General features: G+C 73.2%; 23 protein-coding genes. 7 read left to right on the forward strand and 16 right to left on the reverse strand.

Annotated elements, in window-relative coordinates; translation table 11 throughout:
• Window positions 1–43: 43 nt before the first annotated feature.
• Entirely contained in the window at window positions 44–919 is an 876-nt protein-coding gene (locus ABD691_RS19870) for a LysR family transcriptional regulator (protein WP_344681850.1), read from the reverse strand.
• Window positions 920–989: 70 nt separating this feature from the next.
• Between ABD691_RS19870 and ABD691_RS19875 the strand changes: the two genes are divergently transcribed.
• From ABD691_RS19875 to ABD691_RS19890, 4 genes are all read left to right on the forward strand, one after another.
• Window positions 990–1,913: an EamA family transporter gene (locus ABD691_RS19875; RefSeq protein ID WP_344681851.1), complete on the forward strand. Its 924-nt coding sequence runs from the start codon at window positions 990–992 to the stop codon at window positions 1,911–1,913.
• A 46-nt stretch (window positions 1,914–1,959) separates the two neighbouring features.
• Complete coding sequence (locus ABD691_RS19880) at window positions 1,960–2,547, forward strand: TetR-like C-terminal domain-containing protein (protein ID WP_344681853.1); 588 nt, start codon at window positions 1,960–1,962, stop codon at window positions 2,545–2,547.
• Window positions 2,544–3,365 carry an alpha/beta fold hydrolase gene (locus ABD691_RS19885; protein WP_344681855.1) on the forward strand — a complete coding sequence of 274 codons (822 nt, stop codon included), beginning with the start codon at window positions 2,544–2,546 and terminating at the stop codon, window positions 3,363–3,365. The genes ABD691_RS19880 and ABD691_RS19885 overlap by 4 nt, the downstream gene beginning before the upstream one ends.
• Before the next feature lie 156 nt (window positions 3,366–3,521).
• On the forward strand, window positions 3,522–4,271 hold the full coding sequence (locus ABD691_RS19890; RefSeq protein ID WP_344681857.1) for a DUF4389 domain-containing protein: 750 nt from the start codon (window positions 3,522–3,524) through the stop codon (window positions 4,269–4,271).
• Here the strand turns inward: ABD691_RS19890 and ABD691_RS19895 are convergent.
• Window positions 4,268–4,813, reverse strand: coding sequence for an AAA family ATPase (locus ABD691_RS19895; protein WP_344681859.1), 546 nt, complete (start codon window positions 4,811–4,813; stop codon window positions 4,268–4,270). The two genes, ABD691_RS19890 and ABD691_RS19895, sit on opposite strands and share 4 nt — an antisense overlap.
• A gap of 345 nt (window positions 4,814–5,158) precedes the next feature.
• Window positions 5,159–6,718 carry an alpha/beta hydrolase gene (locus tag ABD691_RS19900; protein ID WP_344681861.1) on the reverse strand — a complete coding sequence of 520 codons (1,560 nt, stop codon included), beginning with the start codon at window positions 6,716–6,718 and terminating at the stop codon, window positions 5,159–5,161.
• A gap of 116 nt (window positions 6,719–6,834) precedes the next feature.
• On the opposite strand from ABD691_RS19900, the gene ABD691_RS19905 reads away from it, so the two are divergent.
• On the forward strand, window positions 6,835–7,737 hold the full coding sequence (locus ABD691_RS19905; protein ID WP_344681863.1) for an EamA family transporter: 903 nt from the start codon (window positions 6,835–6,837) through the stop codon (window positions 7,735–7,737).
• 55 nt (window positions 7,738–7,792) lie between these two features.
• Here ABD691_RS19905 and ABD691_RS19910 read toward each other — a convergent pair whose 3' ends face one another.
• From ABD691_RS19910 to ABD691_RS19965, 12 genes are all read right to left on the reverse strand, one after another.
• Window positions 7,793–8,668, reverse strand: a complete 876-nt coding sequence (locus ABD691_RS19910) for a 2-dehydropantoate 2-reductase (protein WP_344681865.1) — start codon at window positions 8,666–8,668, stop codon at window positions 7,793–7,795.
• A 39-nt stretch (window positions 8,669–8,707) separates the two neighbouring features.
• Window positions 8,708–9,802, reverse strand: a complete 1,095-nt coding sequence (locus ABD691_RS19915) for an ATP-dependent DNA ligase (RefSeq protein WP_344681867.1) — start codon at window positions 9,800–9,802, stop codon at window positions 8,708–8,710.
• Between the two features lie 15 nt (window positions 9,803–9,817).
• Window positions 9,818–10,441 (reverse strand): alkaline shock response membrane anchor protein AmaP, encoded by a 624-nt coding sequence (gene amaP, locus ABD691_RS19920; RefSeq protein WP_344681869.1) that lies wholly within the window; start codon window positions 10,439–10,441, stop codon window positions 9,818–9,820.
• Window positions 10,438–10,968 (reverse strand): DUF6286 domain-containing protein, encoded by a 531-nt coding sequence (locus ABD691_RS19925; protein ID WP_344681871.1) that lies wholly within the window; start codon window positions 10,966–10,968, stop codon window positions 10,438–10,440. The genes amaP and ABD691_RS19925 overlap by 4 nt, the downstream gene beginning before the upstream one ends.
• 4 nt (window positions 10,969–10,972) lie before the next feature.
• Window positions 10,973–11,353 carry an Asp23/Gls24 family envelope stress response protein gene (locus ABD691_RS19930; protein ID WP_344681873.1) on the reverse strand — a complete coding sequence of 127 codons (381 nt, stop codon included), beginning with the start codon at window positions 11,351–11,353 and terminating at the stop codon, window positions 10,973–10,975.
• Entirely contained in the window at window positions 11,350–11,529 is a 180-nt protein-coding gene (locus ABD691_RS19935; protein ID WP_344681875.1) for a hypothetical protein, read from the reverse strand. The genes ABD691_RS19930 and ABD691_RS19935 overlap by 4 nt, the downstream gene beginning before the upstream one ends.
• 226 nt (window positions 11,530–11,755) lie before the next feature.
• On the reverse strand, window positions 11,756–12,016 hold the full coding sequence (locus ABD691_RS19940; RefSeq protein WP_344681877.1) for a hypothetical protein: 261 nt from the start codon (window positions 12,014–12,016) through the stop codon (window positions 11,756–11,758).
• Window positions 12,013–12,300, reverse strand: coding sequence for a hypothetical protein (locus ABD691_RS19945; protein WP_344681879.1), 288 nt, complete (start codon window positions 12,298–12,300; stop codon window positions 12,013–12,015). The genes ABD691_RS19940 and ABD691_RS19945 overlap by 4 nt, the downstream gene beginning before the upstream one ends.
• A gap of 8 nt (window positions 12,301–12,308) precedes the next feature.
• A complete protein-coding gene (locus ABD691_RS19950; RefSeq protein ID WP_344681881.1) occupies window positions 12,309–12,815 on the reverse strand; it encodes an Asp23/Gls24 family envelope stress response protein in 507 nt (168 codons plus the stop codon).
• Window positions 12,816–13,001: 186 nt separating this feature from the next.
• Window positions 13,002–13,559, reverse strand: coding sequence for an anti-sigma factor (locus tag ABD691_RS19955; protein WP_344681882.1), 558 nt, complete (start codon window positions 13,557–13,559; stop codon window positions 13,002–13,004).
• Window positions 13,552–14,109 (reverse strand): RNA polymerase sigma factor, encoded by a 558-nt coding sequence (locus tag ABD691_RS19960; RefSeq protein ID WP_344681884.1) that lies wholly within the window; start codon window positions 14,107–14,109, stop codon window positions 13,552–13,554. Before ABD691_RS19960 ends, ABD691_RS19955 begins: the two co-directional genes overlap by 8 nt.
• Complete coding sequence (locus ABD691_RS19965; RefSeq protein ID WP_344681885.1) at window positions 14,106–14,837, reverse strand: pyrimidine reductase family protein; 732 nt, start codon at window positions 14,835–14,837, stop codon at window positions 14,106–14,108. The genes ABD691_RS19960 and ABD691_RS19965 overlap by 4 nt, the downstream gene beginning before the upstream one ends.
• 52 nt (window positions 14,838–14,889) lie before the next feature.
• Between ABD691_RS19965 and zapE the strand changes: the two genes are divergently transcribed.
• Together zapE and ABD691_RS19975 are read left to right on the forward strand one after the other, a co-directional pair.
• The gene (gene zapE, locus ABD691_RS19970) at window positions 14,890–15,918 is read left to right on the forward strand and encodes a cell division protein ZapE (protein ID WP_344681887.1); all 1,029 of its coding nucleotides are present in this window, start codon (window positions 14,890–14,892) and stop codon (window positions 15,916–15,918) included.
• A gap of 70 nt (window positions 15,919–15,988) precedes the next feature.
• Window positions 15,989–17,206 carry an FAD-dependent oxidoreductase gene (locus ABD691_RS19975; protein ID WP_344681889.1) on the forward strand — a complete coding sequence of 406 codons (1,218 nt, stop codon included), beginning with the start codon at window positions 15,989–15,991 and terminating at the stop codon, window positions 17,204–17,206.
• Here ABD691_RS19975 and ABD691_RS19980 read toward each other — a convergent pair.
• On the reverse strand, window positions 17,169–17,774 hold the full coding sequence (locus ABD691_RS19980) for a TetR/AcrR family transcriptional regulator (RefSeq protein WP_344681892.1): 606 nt from the start codon (window positions 17,772–17,774) through the stop codon (window positions 17,169–17,171). The genes ABD691_RS19975 and ABD691_RS19980 overlap by 38 nt on opposite strands.
• Between the last annotated feature and the right edge of the window lie 155 nt (window positions 17,775–17,929).

The following is a 17,929-nucleotide window of genomic DNA, read 5'->3' on the forward strand; positions in this document are numbered from 1 at the left end:
GGTTCGATGACAATCCATAGTGGACGATCATCGTGATTCCGGCTCAGCTGCGCGGATTTCCGGTGTCGTCGGCGAGGACCTGGTGCGCGAGCGAGAGCAGGTCCGGGATCGCCGGGTGCCCCGGTCCCTCGCGCCAGGCGAGGACGACGGGGACCGGCGGCGCGTCGGTGAGCGGGCGGTAGACCAGCGACGGGTGCGCGTGGTTGCTGGGCGTGGCCGACGTGGAGACGCCCACCGCGCGGCCCGCGGCGATCGCGATCAGCCACTCGTCGGTGTTGGTCACCTCCAGCGTCGATGACGGCCGGGCGGCAGGCGGCCACAGGTCCATCGTCGTGGTGCCGGAGACGGTGTTGAGGGCGATCGGGTACCCGGAGATGTCGGCCAGGGCGACCCTGGGCAGCGCCGCCAGCGGGCTGTCCACGGGCAGGACCGCCACGCGTTCCTCCCGGAGCAGCAACTCCGTGCGGAGACCGGGCGAGGTGATCGCGCCGCGCAGCAGTGCCGCGTCGACCTTGCCCTGCGTGAGGCCGGCCGTGCGGTCGTCGACGCGCAGCAGCTCCAGAGCGACGCCAGGGTGCTTCTCGTCCCAGCGGCGCAGCAGCGGGATCGTGTGGTCGCCGAACGCCGCCCAGGTGTGGCCGAGGCGCAGCGGCCAGCTCTTCAGCCCGCCGGGGTCGAGGGCGGTGTCCACGGCGGCGAGGGCGGCGCGCGCCTTGTCCTGGAGGGTGCGGCCCTCGGAGGTCAGCTCCAGGTGGTGCGTGGAGCGGTCGACGAGCCGGGCGCCCAGGTGCTCCTCCAGCTGCCGCAGGGTGCGGGAGAGCGCGGGCTGGCTCAGGTGCAGTCGGACCGCGGCGCGCGTGACGTTGCCCTCCTCGGCGATGGCGAGGAAGGCGCGCAGGTGCCGCAGCTCGATGGTCATGCCTGCCGAGCATAACCGCGGTGGTTTCGGCATTTCCCCGCGGTGTGGCCGGATTCCTAGCGTGAAGGTCATGACGTCCCCAGTGCAGAACTCGCCAGTGCAGAACTCGCCTGTGCAGAACTCGTCCGCGCCTGCGACGGCGGCTGTTCCGGCTCGGCGCGCCACCCTCGGCGGCATCGGCCTGCTGCTGGGCGGGACGCTGTCGGTCCAGTTCGGGTCGGCCTTCGCCGCGCTGCTGTTCCCGCGGGCGGGGGCGCTGGGCGCGGTCGCCCTGCGGATCGCCTTCGCCGCGGTGGTGCTGCTGGTGGTCACCAGGCCCCGGCTGCGGGGGTACGCGCGCGCCGACTGGGTCGCGGCCTGCGGGTTCGGGCTGGCGCTCGGCGGTATGAACATCTTGTTCTACCAAGCGATCGACCGGATCCCGCTGGGCGCGGCGGTCACCCTGGAGGTGCTGGGGCCGCTGGTGCTGTCGGTGGTCGCCGCGCGGCGCGCCACCAGCCTGCTCTGGGCCGGGCTCGCCCTCGGCGGGGTCTACCTGCTCGGGCGCGGCGACTTCGGCCGGCTCGACGTCGCGGGCGTGGCCTTCGCGCTGGGCGCGGGGGCGATGTGGGCGGCCTACATCGTGCTCAACGCCCGCGCCGGAGCGCGTTTCCCGAGGCTGGACGCGCTGACGATCGCGATGGCCGTGGCCACGCTGGTCAGCCTCCCGCTGGGGGTCGGGTCGGCGGGTGCGGCGCTGCTGGAACCCGGCGTGCTCGCGCTGGGCCTGGCGATCGCGGCGCTGAGCTCGGGGATCCCCTACACCCTCGAACTGCTCGCCCTGCGCAGGCTGCCCCCGGCGACCTTCGCGGTGCTGACGAGCCTGGCTCCGGCCGTCGCCGCGACGGCCGGCTTCCTGGTGCTGGGGCAGGGCCTGTCGCTGACGCAGTGCGTGGCGATCGCACTGGTGATCGCGGCGAGCGCGGGCGCGGTGTGGACGGGCAAGCGGCGCTGAAACCTAGATGTGTTAGGTTTCTGCCTGCTTAGCCTAGGAGGGTGTTGTGGCGCGTGCGGGGCTCACCGCCGCCAGGTTGACGGCGGCGGCTGCGGAACTGGCCGACGAGGAAGGGCTGGACAAGGTCACGCTCTCCGCGCTGGCCCGGCGGTTCGGGGTCAAGGACGCGAGCCTGTACTCGCACGTGCGCAACGTGCGGGACCTCCGGGTCCGGGTCGGCCTGCTGGCGGCCGAGGAGATGACCGAGCGCATCGCGGCGGCGGTGGCGGGCCGCGCGGGCAAGGACGCGCTGGTCGCCTTCGCCGACGCCTACCGCGACTACGCGCTCGAACATCCGGGCCGCTACGCGGCGACCCAGATGCGGTTCGATCCCGAGGAGGTCGCCGACTCTGCGGGCCTGCGCCGCAGCGTCGAGCTGACCCACGGCGTGCTGCGCGCCTACGGCCTCGCCGAGCCGGACCTGACCGACGCGGGCCGCCTGCTGCGCAGCGCCTTCCACGGCTACATCCACCTGGAGCTCGGCGGCGGCTTCGGACATCCACGCGACGTGCGGGAATCCTGGGCGCGTTCGCTCGACGCCCTGCACGTGCTCCTGGAGAACTGGCCAACCAGATCTGGCGGAAGTGAACGATGAACAGCCCTGAGTCCGGCACCCTCGCGGTGCCCGGAGCCACCCTGCACTACGAGAAGCGCGGCAGCGGCCCGGTCCTGCTGCTGATCCCAGGCGGTGCGGGCGACGCCGGGATGTACGAGGGAATCGCGGCGGAACTCGCGAGCCGGTACACCGTGGTCTCCTACGATCCGCGCGGCCTGTCCCGCAGCCCGCTCGACGGTCCGCTCACCGACCAGCGGGTGGAGGTCTGGAGCGACGACGCCCGGCGACTGCTCGACCTGCTGTCCCCGGACGAGGAGGTCCGCGTCCTCGGCAACAGCTCCGGCGCCATCGTCGCGCTGGACCTCCTGGCCCGGCACCCTGACCGGCTGCGGCGGGTGGTCGCCCACGAACCGCCGCTGCTCGAAGTGCTCGCCGACCCCGCGCCGCACCACGCCTTGTTCGCCGAGGTGCGCGAGGTCTTCCGCGCGGAAGGAGCGGGAGCCGCGATGGCGCACATGAGCCGCGGGCTGGGGGACGACGGATCGGCGGCGACGGAACTTCCCCCGGAGATCCGGGAAATGCTGCCCAGGATGAACGCCAACCTCCCGGTGTTCCTGGAACACATGCTGTGCCCGTTCTCGCGGACGGCGCCCGACATCGCCGCACTGCGGCGCGGCGCGGACCGGCTGGTGCTGGCCGCCGGGCGGGACTCGCGCGCGCAGCTGCCGCTGCACGGGCCCGCGGCCCGGCTGGCGGAGCTGCTCGGCGCGGAGGTCGTCGAGTTCCCGGGCGGGCACCTCGGATGCACCGAGCGCCCCCGGGAGTTCGCCCGGCAACTGCTGGCGGTGCTCGGCTAGCCGGGGCGGCAGCCAAGATCTCGTTGCGGGGGCGGCGGAACGCGCAGCCGTTGGTCCACTTCGGACGTACGTGCGACCCGGGTCCGCAAATCGGGTGCGGGTTCCGCCCCGGTGTTACCGTCGCACCGGCTCTGTCCACGCTGGGGGGAGGCCGGGATGAGCCAGCCGTCCGAGGGCAGGACGTCGTTCCTGCCGGAGATCCAGATCGAGGGGCCGGGCGAACAGCGGCGCTGGACCGTGCTGGTGCGGTTGATCCTGCTGATCCCGCACGCGATCGTGGTCTACTTCGTGGGCATCGCGGCGGCGGTGGTGGCGGTCCTCGGCTGGTTCGCCGCGCTGTTCACCGGGCGGCTGCCCGGCTGGATCGCGGACTTCCTGGTGCTCTACGTCGGTTACCAGGCCAGGGTGAACGCCTACTACTCGCTGCTGACCGACCAGTTCCCGCCGTTCCTGGTGACGCGGCTCGGCTACCCGGTGCGGACCGACATCCGGCCGGGGCGGCTGCACTGGGCCGCGGTGCTGTTCCGGATCATCCTGGTGATCCCGGCGGCCGTCGTCAGCGCCGTGGTCACCGAGGGCTGGGCGGTGGTGAGCTTCTTCCTGTGGCTGAGCGTGCTGATCGCCGGGCGCGTGCCGCGGCCGGTGTTCGGCGCCTCGGCAGCTGTGGTGCGCTACGCCTTCCGCGTGCAGGCGTACTTCTACCTGCTCACCGCCGACTACCCGAAGCGGCTGTTCGGCGACGGCGGTTCCGCGGAGCAGGGCACCCGGCCGCTGACGCTGTCGCGCGGCGCGCGGGTGCTGCTGATCGTGATCATCGTGCTGGGCGTGCTGGCGCTGCTCGGGGCGATCACGGCGAAGGCGTACTACCAGCCCGACTTCGAGCACTACGACTACGACTGGACCTAGATCTCCACGGACGCCTCGGTCCACGCCCGGCGCAGGATCTCGTCGACGGTCTGCTCCGGCGTCTGGTCCGAGGTGTCCAGCCACAGCCCGATGCGCGGGGTCTGCTCGCGCAGAACCGCGTCGAGCTGCTGCACGGCCCAGTGGTCGTAGGCGTTCTTGCCCCGCCCGGCCTCGCGCTCGGCGACCGCCTCCGGGGTGGGGGCGAGGACCACGACCAGCAGCGGCCGGTTGCGGATCTGCGCGACCGTCTCGGCCAGGTGCTCGCCGAGGAGCACGTCCTGGACGACCGCGGTGAACCCCGCGTCGAAGTAGGCGTCGGCGGTCCGCGCGGTCAGCTGGAGGCGCAGGCGCAGTTGCCGCACCGCCTCCTGCGACGGCTCGGCGGACATCTCCTCCCGGCCACCGATCACCATTCGGCGGAACACGTCACCGCGGACGTGCACCGATCGGGGCAGCCGCTCGGCCAGAGCCTGGGCGACGGTCGACTTGCCCGCGGCCTGGATGCCGGTGAGCAGCACGATCGCCGGACCGGGTGCGTTCATGGATCCTCGCTGTCGGTGGTCTCGGAGGCGCTGAGCATCGCACCCGAAGATCGTCGGTGTCATCCGGATTTCGCATTCGGTCACGCATAGCTATGTGTGCATGCTGCCTGGTCAGCGAACCGGAGGAAGGTGCTTCGCTCGCCCGGCGGTGTTTGAGTTCGACCGTTCGCGAGGACTATCGCTACCGCTGGTATTCGTCTTTGACGGGGAGGCACCATGGATCGCACCGAAGTTCCGGCCCAGGCCGGTGGATGCAGCTGCTGCGGAAGCTGCTCCGGGCCGTCCTGCGGCTGTTGTTCGAGCTGCCGCTGAGCGGCGGGGTCGCCTGTCCGGGGTGCTGCGGGATCACCCCGGGCAGGCCATGCCCTCGGCGGGTGCGACCCCGTCGACCAGGAACCTGCTGACCGCCGCGGTGGCGCAGCCGGAGCGGCCGACCGCGCCGTGGCCGGCGCCCAGCCAGCGCACCACAAGCCCGGACGGCAGCTGCTCGGCCATGTGCTCGCTGCCCAGCGCGGGCACCAGCACGTCGTGCGCGGTGCTGATCACCGGGATCGGCGGCAGGCCCGGGGTCGCGGGCACCGGCAGCTTCTGCTGCGGCACCGGCCACAGCCCGCACCAGACCAACCGCTGCGCGAACACACCGCCGAACAGCGGGAACTTGCCGCCCCAGTCCGCCGCGACCTCCGCGCTGCGCTGCGGCGGCACCCGCGTCGTCGTGTCGTTGCAGCTGGTGATCATGTCGCCGTCGAGCCGCGCCGGGGTGAGCGGATCCCCGCTGACCAGCGGGGCGACCCTGGCGGCCAGCGCGGTCCCGTCGCCCCGGACCGCGTCGGCCAGGTCCTGGGCCAGCCGCGGCCAGTCGGACCGGTCCTGCAGGCCCAGCAGCAGCGCGTGCACGACCTTGCCCGCCGGGACCGAGGTTCCGGCGGCGGGCAGCGGGGTCGTGCGGGTGCGCTCGACCAGGTCGGAGACCGCGCGCCGGGGATCCGGGCCCAGCGGGCAGCCGCGGCTGGCGCAGTCGGCGGCGAAGACGTCGAAGACCTGCTCGGCGCCCTGCGCCTGGGCCTCCTCGCCGCGGGTGGACTCCAGCTGCGGGTCGAGCGCGCCGTCGAGCACCATCCGGCCCACCGACTCGGGGTAGCGCTCGGCGAAGGTGGTCAGCAGCCGCGCGGCCTCGCCCCGGCCGATCGCGTGCAGCTTCGGCACTCCCAGCTCGATGCGCAGTTCCTCCAGGTCGGCGGCGGTGCGCCAGGTGTCGTAGGCCTGCAACCGCTCGTCCAGGTTGAGCAGGCACTGCTGGCTGGCGTCGCGGACCGAGTCGGTGAGCCGGTCCAGCACCGCGCGGTCGGTGGCGCGGGGGTCGAACCCGACGATCGCCTCCCGCTGCTCGGGCGGGATGCAGTCGGCGGGCTCGGACTCGCCGGTGCCGCGCCGGTCCAGCCCGATCACGTGGAAGGTGCGCAGCACCTCGGGCGGCAGCGTCAGCGCCATCCGGGCGGCGAAGGTCGTGCCGGGCTCACCGCCGACGTCCCCGACGACGACCAGCGGCACCGGGCCGGAACCGGCCTTGAGCAGCGCGGTGCGGGTGCTGCCGCGCATCGGGGCTTCCGGCGAGTCGAGCGTCGTGAGCAGCCGGCTGCAGGAGAACCTGACGTCGGCCGGGATCGGGGTGCCGAGCTCGGAGCCGGTCTGCTCGGTGCAGTCCTCCCAGGACAGCGCGTCCTGCGCGGGCGGGCCCAGCGGGGGCACCGGAGCGGGGCCCGGCGGCAGCGGCGCCGGGGCGACCTGCTGCTCGGCGTCGCGGTAGGCGACCGCCGGGCGCTGCGAGGGGCCGACCGAGCAGGCGGCGAGCAGCAGCACCAGCGGGAGCAGGAGAATCCCGGCCCGGTGGAGACGAGGCGGCACGGGGACTCCTTGTCGTGGACGCGCGGACGTGGGTCAGGATCGCATGATCGGCGTATGACCCCGGTGAGGGGTAAATCGGTTCTACCAATCCGCTCGCGCCCGGTAGCGTGCCGGGCATGGTGATGGCGCACATGGACGGGGCCGAGTCGCGCCGGCAACCGCTGGCCGGGCTGGAGCGGACCGCGTCCCGGGCGTTCGGAGCGGTCCCGCCGCCGGTGCTGGTGCTGCTGGGGATGGCCAGCCTCCAGGTCGGCGCGGCGTTCGCCAAGCAGATGTTCGCCGTCGCGGGCTCGCCCGGAGTGGTGACGCTGCGGCTGGCGTTCGCGGCACTGGTGCTGCTGGTGCTCTGGCGCCCGTCGCTGCGCATGGACCGCCGGACGCTGGCGGTGGTCCTCGGCTACGGCGTGGTCCTGGCCGGGATGAACATCAGCATCTACGCGGCGTTCGAGCGGATCCCGCTGGGCATCGCGGTCACCATCGAGTTCCTGGGGCCGCTGGCCGTGGCGCTGTTCGGCTCCCGGCGCAAGCTGGACGTGCTGTGGGCGCTGCTGGCCGGGACCGGGGTGCTGCTGCTGTCCCGCGCCGAAGGCGGGCTGGACTGGGTCGGCGTGGCCTGCGCGCTGCTGGCCGCGGTGCTGTGGGCGAGCTACATCCTGCTCGGCGCCAAGCTCGGCGAGCACACCTCCGGCGGGTCCGGGCTCGCGCTGGGCATGGCGTTCGGTGCGGTGGTGGCGCTGCCGTTCGGGGTGGCGGGAGCGGGCTCGGCGCTGCTCGACCCGGCAGTGCTCGCCGTCGGGTTGCTGGTCGCGCTGATGTCGTCGGTGATCCCGTACTCGCTCGACGTGGAGGCGCTGCGGCGGATCCCACCGCGCGTGTTCGGGGTGTTGATGAGCCTCGGGCCGGCCATCGCCGCGCTGGCCGGGCTGGTCGTGCTCGGCGAGGCGCTCGGGATCGCTCAGTGGGTCGCCGTCGGTTGCGTCGTGCTCGCTTCCGTCGGGGCTACCCGGGGGACGCGGTGACCCGGTCGCGGGGGGCGACCTCTGGACCGACGAGCACGGTCAACAACGCTCGTGATCAATGCACCTGGCTCGGCCGGATCGCGCGCAGGAGCGTGAGCAGCGTCTGGTTCTGCGGCGTGGGGATGCCGTGCCGCGCGGCGGCGCGCACCAACGCGCCGGTGATGTGCTCGTGCTCGGTCGGCAGGCCCGCGAGGCGGTCGTAGAGCATCGACGTGCCGTTCTCCGGGTCGCCGCCGCTGTTGTAGGCGTTGATCAGCTTGTCCGCATCGGCCTGCGTCAGCGTCGTGCCCTCGGCGCGGGCGACCTCGACCGCCTCGCCGAGCACGGCCGCGGCCAGCTCCGGCACGCCCGGCTCGTGCAGGACGTCCAGGCGGCGCAGGGTGAGCGCGGTGATCGGGTTCGCGGCGAGGTTCATCAGCATCTTGCGCCACGCCTCGGTGCGGAAATCCGCTGTCCGCGACACCTTGATCTCCGCCAGCAGTTCCGGGAACCGCTCACCGGGGCCCTCGGCCGGGACGATCATGGCGGCGGGGCTCCGGCGGACCACCTGCCCCGGCCGCACCCGCTCCGCGCTGACGTAGATCAGCGCAGGCAGCAGCGGCCCGCGCAGGTCCAGCCCGGACACCGACTCCTCGTGCTCGACGCCGTTCTGCACGAGCACGATCGGCGCCCGCCCGTTGTCGAGTCCGCGCAACCAGGGCGCCGCCGACGCGACGTCCTGCACCTTGGTGGTCAGCAGAATCCAGTCCACCTCCGGCGCGTCCTGTGGGTCGGTGACGATCGCGGCCGGTACCTCCGCACCGTCCACGACCAGCCGCTCGAACGGGGTCCGCACGCACACGCTGACCTCGTGACCCGCGGAATGCGCTGCCGCGGCCAGGATTCCGCCGATCGCTCCGCCGCCGATCACTGCGATTCGCTGCTTGTCCACGTCCGCGACAGTAGTGCGCGATCCGCCCGCTGTGGAGCGCTACCGGACCTCTCCGCTGAAGATCGAATCCAGGTCGTAGCGGGCCGGTTCGTCGAGCTGGTCGTACCGGCAGGACGAGGGCTCGCGGTCCGGCCGCCACCGGACGAACTGCGTGGTGTGGCGGAACCGCGAGGGCATCGCGCCCTCGGTGTGGTCGTAGGCGACCTCCACGACCAGCTCCGGCCGCAGCGGCTCCCACACCAGCTCACCGCTGCGCCACCGGGTCACGCCGCCGGGCAGCCGCCTGCCCTCGCCGGCGTCCGGGTCCAGCCACGGATGTCCCTCGGCGTCGAGCAGATCGGCCAGCGTCGTGGCCAGCTCGCGCCGCTTGGCCGCCGGGAACGCGCCGACCACGCCGACGTGGTGCAGCACGTCGTTGTCGTCGTAGAGCCCCAGCAGCAGCGAGCCGACGGCGGTGCCGGGTTCGGTGTTGGCGTGCCAGCGCAGTCCGGCGACCACGCAGTCGGCGGTCCGCGAGTGCTTGACCTTGAGCATGGTCCGCTTGCCCGGCTGGTAGGCGCCGCTGGTCGGTTTGCCGATCACGCCGTCGAGTCCGGCGCCCTCGAACACCCGCAGCCACTCCCGCGCGGTCGCCGGGTCGTCGGTGACCGGAGTGGTGTGCAGACCCTCGTGGTGCAGCGCCAGACCGGCGAGCAGTTCCCGCCGCACCGACAGCGGTTCGGCCGTCAGGTCGCGGTCGTCGAGCGCGAGCAGGTCGAAGGCGACGAACGTCGCCGGGGTCTGCTCGGCGAGCAGCCGCACCCGGCTCGCGGCGGGGTGGATGCGCTCGGTCAGCACGTCCCAGTCGAGCTTCTCGCCGTGCCCGTCGCGGCTGATGATCACCAGTTCGCCGTCCAGGACCAGCGGCCGGTCGATCGCGGCGGTGAGGTTGGCCAGGACCTCCGGGAAGTAGCGGTTGAGCGACTTGCCGGTCCGCGACTGGAGGAACCCCGGCTCGGCCGCGCCCGGATCGGCGAACACCAGGCAGCGGAAACCGTCCCACTTCGGCTCGAACAGCAGGTCGGAGCGGTCCGGGACGCCGTCGACCGGGCTGGCCAGCATCGGCTTCACCGGCGGGGTCAGCGGTAGCGCCATCGGCGTCCTCCTCGGTCACCGCACCCGCTGGCGGGGTGCGCGGTCGAGCTCCAGCCGGATCGCCGTCGGCAGGACCTCGGTCTCCAGCGCCGCTCGCGCGCGGGAGAGCACCTTGTCGTCGAGCTCCTCCCACACGTGACGCACATTAGTGCCTTCGTGCAGCGACAGCGTGAGCCTCAGGTTCGGGTTCTCCGCGTTCCCGGCCATCCGCGCCCGCGCCCGCTTGACCCCGGTCACCGTTTCGGCGTCCGCGCGGACCGCGTCGACCAGCGCCGACGACGCCACCGTCAGGTTCCCGTCCGGGCCGCTCTCCAACCGCATGTCCGGCCGGGACTCGGGGCGCAGCGCCCGGGCGGTCCACCACAGGCCGACGATCACCAGCACCAGCCCCAGCACGATCGCGATCACCATCGCGAGCTGCCGGTTCGCCTGCCACCACTGCACCAGCAGCGGATCCAGCACCGGCCGCCGCGCGCGGTAGACGCCCAGCCGGCCCGCGCCGACGACCAGCGCCAGCGCCCCGGCCAGCACGGCGGCGAAGCCGACGACGATGACGACGGCGCGTTCGAACCCCAGCCCGCGCCCGATCGAGGTGCTGCTCGGCCGGATCTCCGCCTTGCCGTTCAACGAGGTGGTCAACGCCGCTCCTTGGCCGCTCCCAGGGACACCGACACCTTCGGCGGTCGCTGCACCGGCAGCTCCCCGACGGTCTCCCGCACCGTGCTCGTGACCCGGTCCAGCAGGTCACCGGTCTGCCGGAACCGCGCGGTCGCCCGGACCCGCACCTTCCGGCGGTCGGCGGTGACGGTCGCACCCGCGACGCCGTCCTCGGCGCGCACGTGGTGGCCGACCAGCCGGGCCAGCGACCGCGGATCCGTGGTGACGGTGACCTCCGGCGCCGGGTCGTGCAACCGGATCTCCTTGCGCCCGGCGGAGAACCCGACCAGCAGCAGCACCAGCCCGACCACCCCAACGCCCGCCGCGGTCACCATGACCGCGGGCTGGTTCCACGCCAGCGAGTCGAGCGCCGACCGGACCGCGCCCCAGGGAACGAGCAGCCGGTCGCCGCGCGCCCAGGCCCACGCGGTCTCCACGGCCAGCAGCCCACCGGCCGCCGCGAGGGCCAGCCCGAGTACCGCGGTGATCAGCCGCACCAGCGCGCGCATCGGCTCACCCCACCCGCCGCGGCCGGGCCGCGGGCACCATCGCGGCCACCGTCACGTCCACGGTCCGGACCTGGCAGCCCGCGAGGCGGTCCAGCTCCGAGCCGACGCGCTCGCGCATCTCGCGCACCGTCGTCCGCACCGGGGAGGGGTAGTGCAGCACCACCTCCAGCCGGACCCGCAGCTCCTGGTCCGGTCCGGACAGCTGCGCGCTCGCGCCGTGCTCGCCCAGCCCGACCCCCGCGATCCGGCGGCGCACCCGGGCCCCGGCCGCGACCTCGTCGGCCGCGTGCTCGGCGATCTTGCGCAGCACGACGCGGCTGATGTCGAGCCCGCCGCGCTCGGCGGGATCGGGCAGCCGGCCGCCGTTCGCGTCCGCCTGGCTCACTTGTCGCGCCCCCGGCCGAAGATGTCGCCGATCTCCAGCTCGCCGTCGAGCACCCGCCCGACCACCAGCCCCAGCGCCCCCACCGCCAGTGCGATGAGGAATCCGGCGAAGCCGCCGACCGCGGCGGCTGTGCCGAGGATCAGACCCCCCAACAACCCAGTCTGCGTCGCAGTCATTTGTTCTTACCTTCCTGTGGTCGTTATGCGTGGGTGGTTGCTTGGCGGAACCTCAGACGCCGCCTCGCTGCGGGATCTTTTTCCCACGTATGTCCAATACGAGGGAAAAAGCTGTCCTCGCGAGGCGACGCCTGAGAACCCGCGGGTGGTTCTGTTGCGTTGGTGGGCTAAGCGGCTTCGCCGCTTGAGGGCGATGGTTGGTTTGGGCCATAACGCCTCCTGGGCTTCATCGAACCCTGGGGTGGCGGCGGAGGCGGTTGGCCAGGAGGCAGAGGCGGTTGGTCAGGCGGCGGAGGCGGGGGCGCTGCACGACGACGACCGGGGCGTCGTAGCGGGGGTCGTCCCGTTGCTCGTCCCGTTTCCGCTGGCGGGCGCGCAGGGCGGCGAGGCCGGTGGCGAAGACCTCCGGATCTCCGCCGCGGTCCGGGTGGTTGGCCCGCGCGAAGGCGCGGATCTCCGCCCTCGCCGCCGCGTCCCGCGCGGTCATCGGGCACCCGCCTGCTCGACGTCGACCACGGTGATGTCGACCGGTCCGGGAGCGCCCGCCCGCTCCGCCGCGGCCCGCAGCTCGGCGACGATCTCCGGCAGCGGCCGGTCCAGCCCCAGCACCACGCCGATCTCGGTGCCCTCGTCGCGGATCCGCACGCCGGTGACCCGCCTGCCGGGCAGGGGGGTCGCGATCACGCCGTGGGCGCCGCCGTCCAGCCGGAGCACGCTCGGGTGCCCCAGCGCGGCCGCGGCCACCCGGTCGGCCGCCTGCTGCTCGGTCATCGAACAGGTCACTCCACCCTGGACGTGGCGGTGCCGTTGCCGCCGCCCTCCTCGCCGTCCTCGGAGGGCAGGTGGATGTCGTTGACCGAGATGTTGACCTCGATGACCTCCAGCCCGGTCATCCGCTCCACCGCGGTGATCACGTTGCGCCGCACCGCGCGGGCGAGGTCCACGATGGACGCGCCGTACTCCACGACGATGTCCAGGTCGACCGCGGCCTGCTTCTCGCCGACCTCCACCTGCACGCCCGAGGTGGAGGAAGTGCCGCTGCCGCCGGGGATCCGCTCGCGGATCGCGCCGAAGGCCCGCGAGACCCCGCCGCCCATCGCGTGCACACCGGAGATCTCGCGCGCGGCGATCCCGGCGATCTTCTGCACCACCGAGGCCGCGATCGTGGTCTTGCCCTGCGAGGTCTCGTCGGCCAGACGGGCGGGCGAACCGCCCGCGCGGGACTCGGGAACCCGCTTGGACTCGGCGTTCTCGGACTGCGTCGAACCGGTTTGCGCTTGCGTCATGGGAAAATCCTTTCCGCACCTCCCGCCGCCGTGCCCGGCGGGTCTGTCAGAAGATCAGATGCGCACGGAGCCGGAGCTCTGTCGGCGCCGTGACCCAACTCACCTGTTCGAGTGACCCGGGCGTCTGCGCGCCGCGCCAGAACCCTAGGTTCTGCGCCGGTCGCCCGCTCGCCGGTCACCACCGCCTCAGCCCGGCGGCTCGACGTCGGCGATCCGGATCCACACCGCCGGGGCCGCCGCACCGAGCGCCTCGCGCAGCGCCGCGGTCAGCTCCCGCCGGATCCGCTCCGCCTCGACCGGGGCGGGCAGCCGGTAGCGGACCATCAGGTCCACCCGGACCTCGTCCACGTCGCCGGTGCACCCGCGCAGGTGAACGCCGGGGTGGCCGGTCAGGATCTCCAGGCACAGCCGCCGGGTCAGCAGCAGCACCGCCTGCGGCAGGATCCGCAGCGTGCCGCCGTCCTGGGCGAGCTCCACCGGCGTCGAACCCGATCCGGCGCGGATGCCGCGCACCGTCGTCAGCGCCCGCTCGACCAGCCCGTGCGGCGGCTCCACCGGGACCTCCGCCGCCCGCCGCACCGGTGCCCAGGCCGCGTCCAGCTCGGCCAGCTCGGCCTGGCAGTACCGGCATTCGCGGACGTGCGCGGCCAGCTCCGGCGGACCGCCGTCGGACTGGAGGGCCACCAGCTCGACGACGGTGCGACCGCAGGGCAACGTCGGGTCGGCGGAGGAGCGGTCAGTCATCGCGCATCTCCTTCAGCCTGGCCAGCAACGCCGCGCGGGCGCGGTGCAGCCGGGAGCGCAGTGCGGCGGCGTTGGTGTCGAGCACCTCGGCGATCTCGTCGTAACCCATCCCCTCGAACTCGTGCAGCACGAGCGGTACCCGCTGTGAGGGTTCCAGGGTCGCGATCGCCCGGTGCACCATCAGGGCCTCCTCGTTGCGGACCGCTTGGCCCTCCGGGTTGCGGTGGTCGGCGAACATCCCGCCGACGGCCTCGTCGGCGGTGTCGAGCGGCACCGTGGGCCTGCGGCGCCGGATCTGGGCCAGGGCCGCGTTGGTCACCACCCGGTACAGCCAGGTCGAGGGCGCCGCGTCGCCGCGGAACCGGGACAGCGATCGCCAGGCCGACACCCACGCGTCCTGGACCGCGTCCTCGGCCTCGGCGGAGTTGCCGAGGATCCGGACCGCGACCCGGTACATCGTCGTGGTGTGGCGGCGGACGAGTTCGTCGAACGCCGCCGGATCACCGCGCTGGGCGGCGGCGACCAGCGCCTGATCGGTCGCGGCAGTCACCCGGGCATTCTCGCGTAGCGCAGCATCAGCAGCGATTCCGCCCGCAGGACCGAGCGCAGCGCCATCCGCCGCGGGACGGCGGGCCCGGTCGCGGACGCGATCCGGCCCGCGTCGCCCGCGACCAGCAGCGGCGACAGCGTCAGGCACAGCTCGTCGACCAGGTCGGCCTCGACCAGCGAGCCGAACAGCGTCGGCCCGCCCTCGCAGCCGACGCGGCGCAGGCCGCGCGCGTCGAGCGCGTCGAGCGCCGCGCGCAGGTCCACCTGCCCGTCGCCGGTGACCACCACGTCGGCCCCTGCGTCGGCCAGCGCGGCGCGCCGGTCGGCGGGGGCCGCCTCGCAGGTCAGCACGATCGGCGGGACCAGCGTGTCGGTCAGCAGCGGCGAGTCCGGCGGCAGCGCGGCCGACCGGGTGACCAGCGCGATCGGCGGCACCTCGGACATCCCGCGCCGGGTCCGGCGCTCGCCGCGGACCTCGGTCCGCCTGACCCCGCGGTAGCCCTCGGTGATCGCGGTGCCGACGCCGACCAGGATCACGTCCGACAGGTCCCGGATCAGGCCCAGCAGCCGCTGGTCCTCGGGCGCGGACAGCCCGCGCGACCTGCCCTCCAGGGTCACCGCGCCGTCCAGGCTTGAGACGAAGTTCACCCGGACCCACGGGCGTTCCAGCGACTCCGGGTACTCGTAGGTGTCCTCCACCTCGGCGTTGACCTGCGGTGCGCCGTTCACCGGCCAGAGCCTGTCCACGGGGGCATCCCACCACGCCGGTTAGGCTCGGCGCATGAGCACCCCGCGGCTGGCCGACCGCCGTCCCGAACTGACTCCGGACGAGATGGTCGACGCGATGACCCCGCCGCCCCGGTTCGACGAGGTCCGCTTCGACACCTACATCCCGAACCCGGACGAACCCAGCCAGGCCGCGGCGGTCGAGGACTGCCGGGCGTTCGCCGAGCAGGTGACGGCCGCCTCCGACGGCGGCGGCTCGTGGCTGAAGTCGCTGTTCGGCGGGCGCAAGGCCCCGAAGGGCAAGCCCGGCCTGTACCTCGACGGCGGGTTCGGCGTCGGCAAGACGCACCTGCTGGCCTCGCTCTGGCACGCGGTGCCCGGCCCGAAGTCCTACGGCACGTTCGTGGAGCTGACGAACCTGGTCGGCGCGCTCGGCTTCGCCGAGACCGTGCGCAGGCTCTCGGCGCACCGGCTGCTGGCGATCGACGAGTTCGAGCTCGACGACCCCGGCGACACCATGCTGGTGACCCAGCTGATCGCCAAGCTCACCGAAGCCGGGGTGCACATCGCGGCGACCTCGAACACGCTGCCGGACAAGCTGGGGGAGGGCCGCTTCGCCGCCGCGGACTTCCTGCGCGAGATCCACGCGATGTCGTCCCGGTTCGCGGTGACCCGCGTCGACGGCCCGGACTACCGGCACCGCGGGCTGCCGGACCCGCCGGAGCCGATGGGCGAAGCGGAGCTGACCGAGCTGGCCGCGGCGACCGACGGCGCCACCCTCGACGACTTCGAGGAGCTGTGCGGTTTCCTGGCCCGGCTGCACCCGTCGAAGTACGGGCGGCTGGTCGACGGGGTCGGCGCGGTGCACCTGCGCGGGGTCAGCCCGGCGCCGAACCAGGACGTCGCGCTGCGGGTGGTCGCGCTGGCCGACCGGCTCTACGACCGGGCGATCCCGGTCCGGGTCTCCGGCGAGCCGCTGTCGGCGCTGTTCACCGAGGAGATGCTGCAGGGCGGCTACCGCAAGAAGTACCTGCGCGCGACCAGCCGCCTCACCGCGCTCTCCCGCGACCTCGCCAAGTCCTGACTGACCGACCGGTCAGCGATCTGACCGATCGGTTAGTGTCGCCCGAGGTTGATCCGGGAGGGCGGCGGACATGGGAACAACGAGGTGCTGCGTCGTCGGAGGCGGTCCGGCCGGCATGGTGCTCGGCCTGCTGCTGGCGAGGGCGGGGGTCGAGGTCACGGTGCTGGAGAAGCACCGCGACTTCCTCCGGGACTTCCGGGGTGACACGGTCCACCCGTCGACGCTGCGGTTGCTCGACGACCTAGGCCTGGGAGAGCGGTTCGCGGCGATCCCGCACAAGACGCTCGAACAGATGCGGATGCGCATCGGTGACAGCACGGTCGTGGCCGCTGACTTCCGCCGGATTCCCGGGCGGCACAAGCACATCGCGATGGTTCCGCAGTGGGACTTCCTCGACCTGCTGGCTTCGGCCGCGGCCGGCGAACCGTCGTTCACGCTGAAGATGTGCACCGAGGTCACCGGCGTGCGCATCGAGCGGGGGCGCGCGACCGGTGTGCGCTTCGTCGACGAGAACGGCGCGAGCGGTGAGCTGACCGCCGATCTCACCGTCGGCTGCGACGGCCGCGACTCGGTGGTCCGGCGCGCGGCGGGGCTGCGGCAGGACGCGTTCGACATCCCGATGGACGTCTGGCAGGTCCGCGTCCCGGTGGTCCCCGGCGGCGACCACGACGGCCGGGTGTTCGCCCGGTTCGCCGACGGCCAGGTCGCGGTCACGATGGACCGCGGCGAGTACTTCCAGACCTCCTACCTGATCCGCAAGGGCGACGACGCGCGCCTGCGCGGGCACGACGTCGGCTGGCTGCGCGGCAGGCTCGCCGAGCTGTTCGGCTGGGACGACGCGGTGCTCGCGGAGATCGGGTCGTGGGACGACGTGAAGCTGCTGGAGACCTCGATGGGCATGCTGCCCCGCTGGTACGCGGAAGGGTTGCTCTGCATCGGAGACGCCGCGCACACGATGTCGCCGGTCGGCGGGGTCGGGGTGAACCTGGCGGTCCAGGACGCCGCCGCGGCGGCGCGGATCCTGGCCGGGCCGCTGGGGCGCGGTGCCGTGACGACCCGCGAGCTGGCGCGGGTCCAGCGGCGGCGGAAGCTGCCCGCGGTGGTGGCGCAGCGGATGCAGGTCGGCGAGCACGAGATGCTGCTGCGCCCGGCGCTGGACGGCGAGCTCGGTGGCGTGCCGCTGCCGATGCGGATGCTCCAGCGGTTCCCGGTGCTGCGCGGGATCAGCGCGTACCTGGGAGCCGTCGGGGTCAGGCCGGAGCGGGCCCCGGCTTTCGCACGCCGTTGAGCACGAACACCTCCAGCTCGTCGGCCGCCGCGGCCAGGTCCAGGTCCGGATCGGCCAGCCACTGGCTGATCACCCCGTCGATGGCGCCGCCGACGGCCAGCGAGACGGTCTTGGTGTCGAACTCGCGCAGCACGCCCGCCCGCTGCCCGGTGGCCAGCAGCTCGGCGAGGGTCCGCCAGCGGTCGCCCGCGTCGTGCGAGCCGGGCGCCTTGAGCTTCGTGCCGCCCTTGTCGTCGAGCAGGACCTCGGTGATCAGCCGGATGTGGCGGCGGTTCTCGCCGCTGTAGGCGACCATCGCGCGGACGTAGGCCAGCACCGCGGCCAGCGGGTCGGCGGCCCGCTCGACGTGCTCGGTCAGGTACGAACCGAACTGCTCGAAGACGTGCGCGAGGGTGGCTTCGGCCAGCTTCTCCTTGGACCCGAAGTGGTACAGCACCGCGGCCTTGGAGATCCCGGCGGCCTCGGCGATCGCCGACAGCGAGGTGCCCGGGTAGCCGCGGGTGGAGATCAGCTCGATCGTGCGCTCCATGATCTGCTGCCGCCGCGCCTGCTCGGTGAACGTGGCCATGGCCGCTCCTCGCGATTCGGCGCAGATCGTGCTGACCCGCTCGTCCGATCCTATCCGCGCCGATTCCACCGCGAACGCGTGGTTCGTTCGGAGCAGTTCCGGAATCGGCGCGGTTCAGGAATCGACGAAAAGCGGTTCGCCGGAGTTTCCGGATC

This window comes from Saccharopolyspora taberi (assembly GCF_039534165.1).
GTDB classification, from domain to species: domain Bacteria; phylum Actinomycetota; class Actinomycetes; order Mycobacteriales; family Pseudonocardiaceae; genus Saccharopolyspora_D; species Saccharopolyspora_D taberi.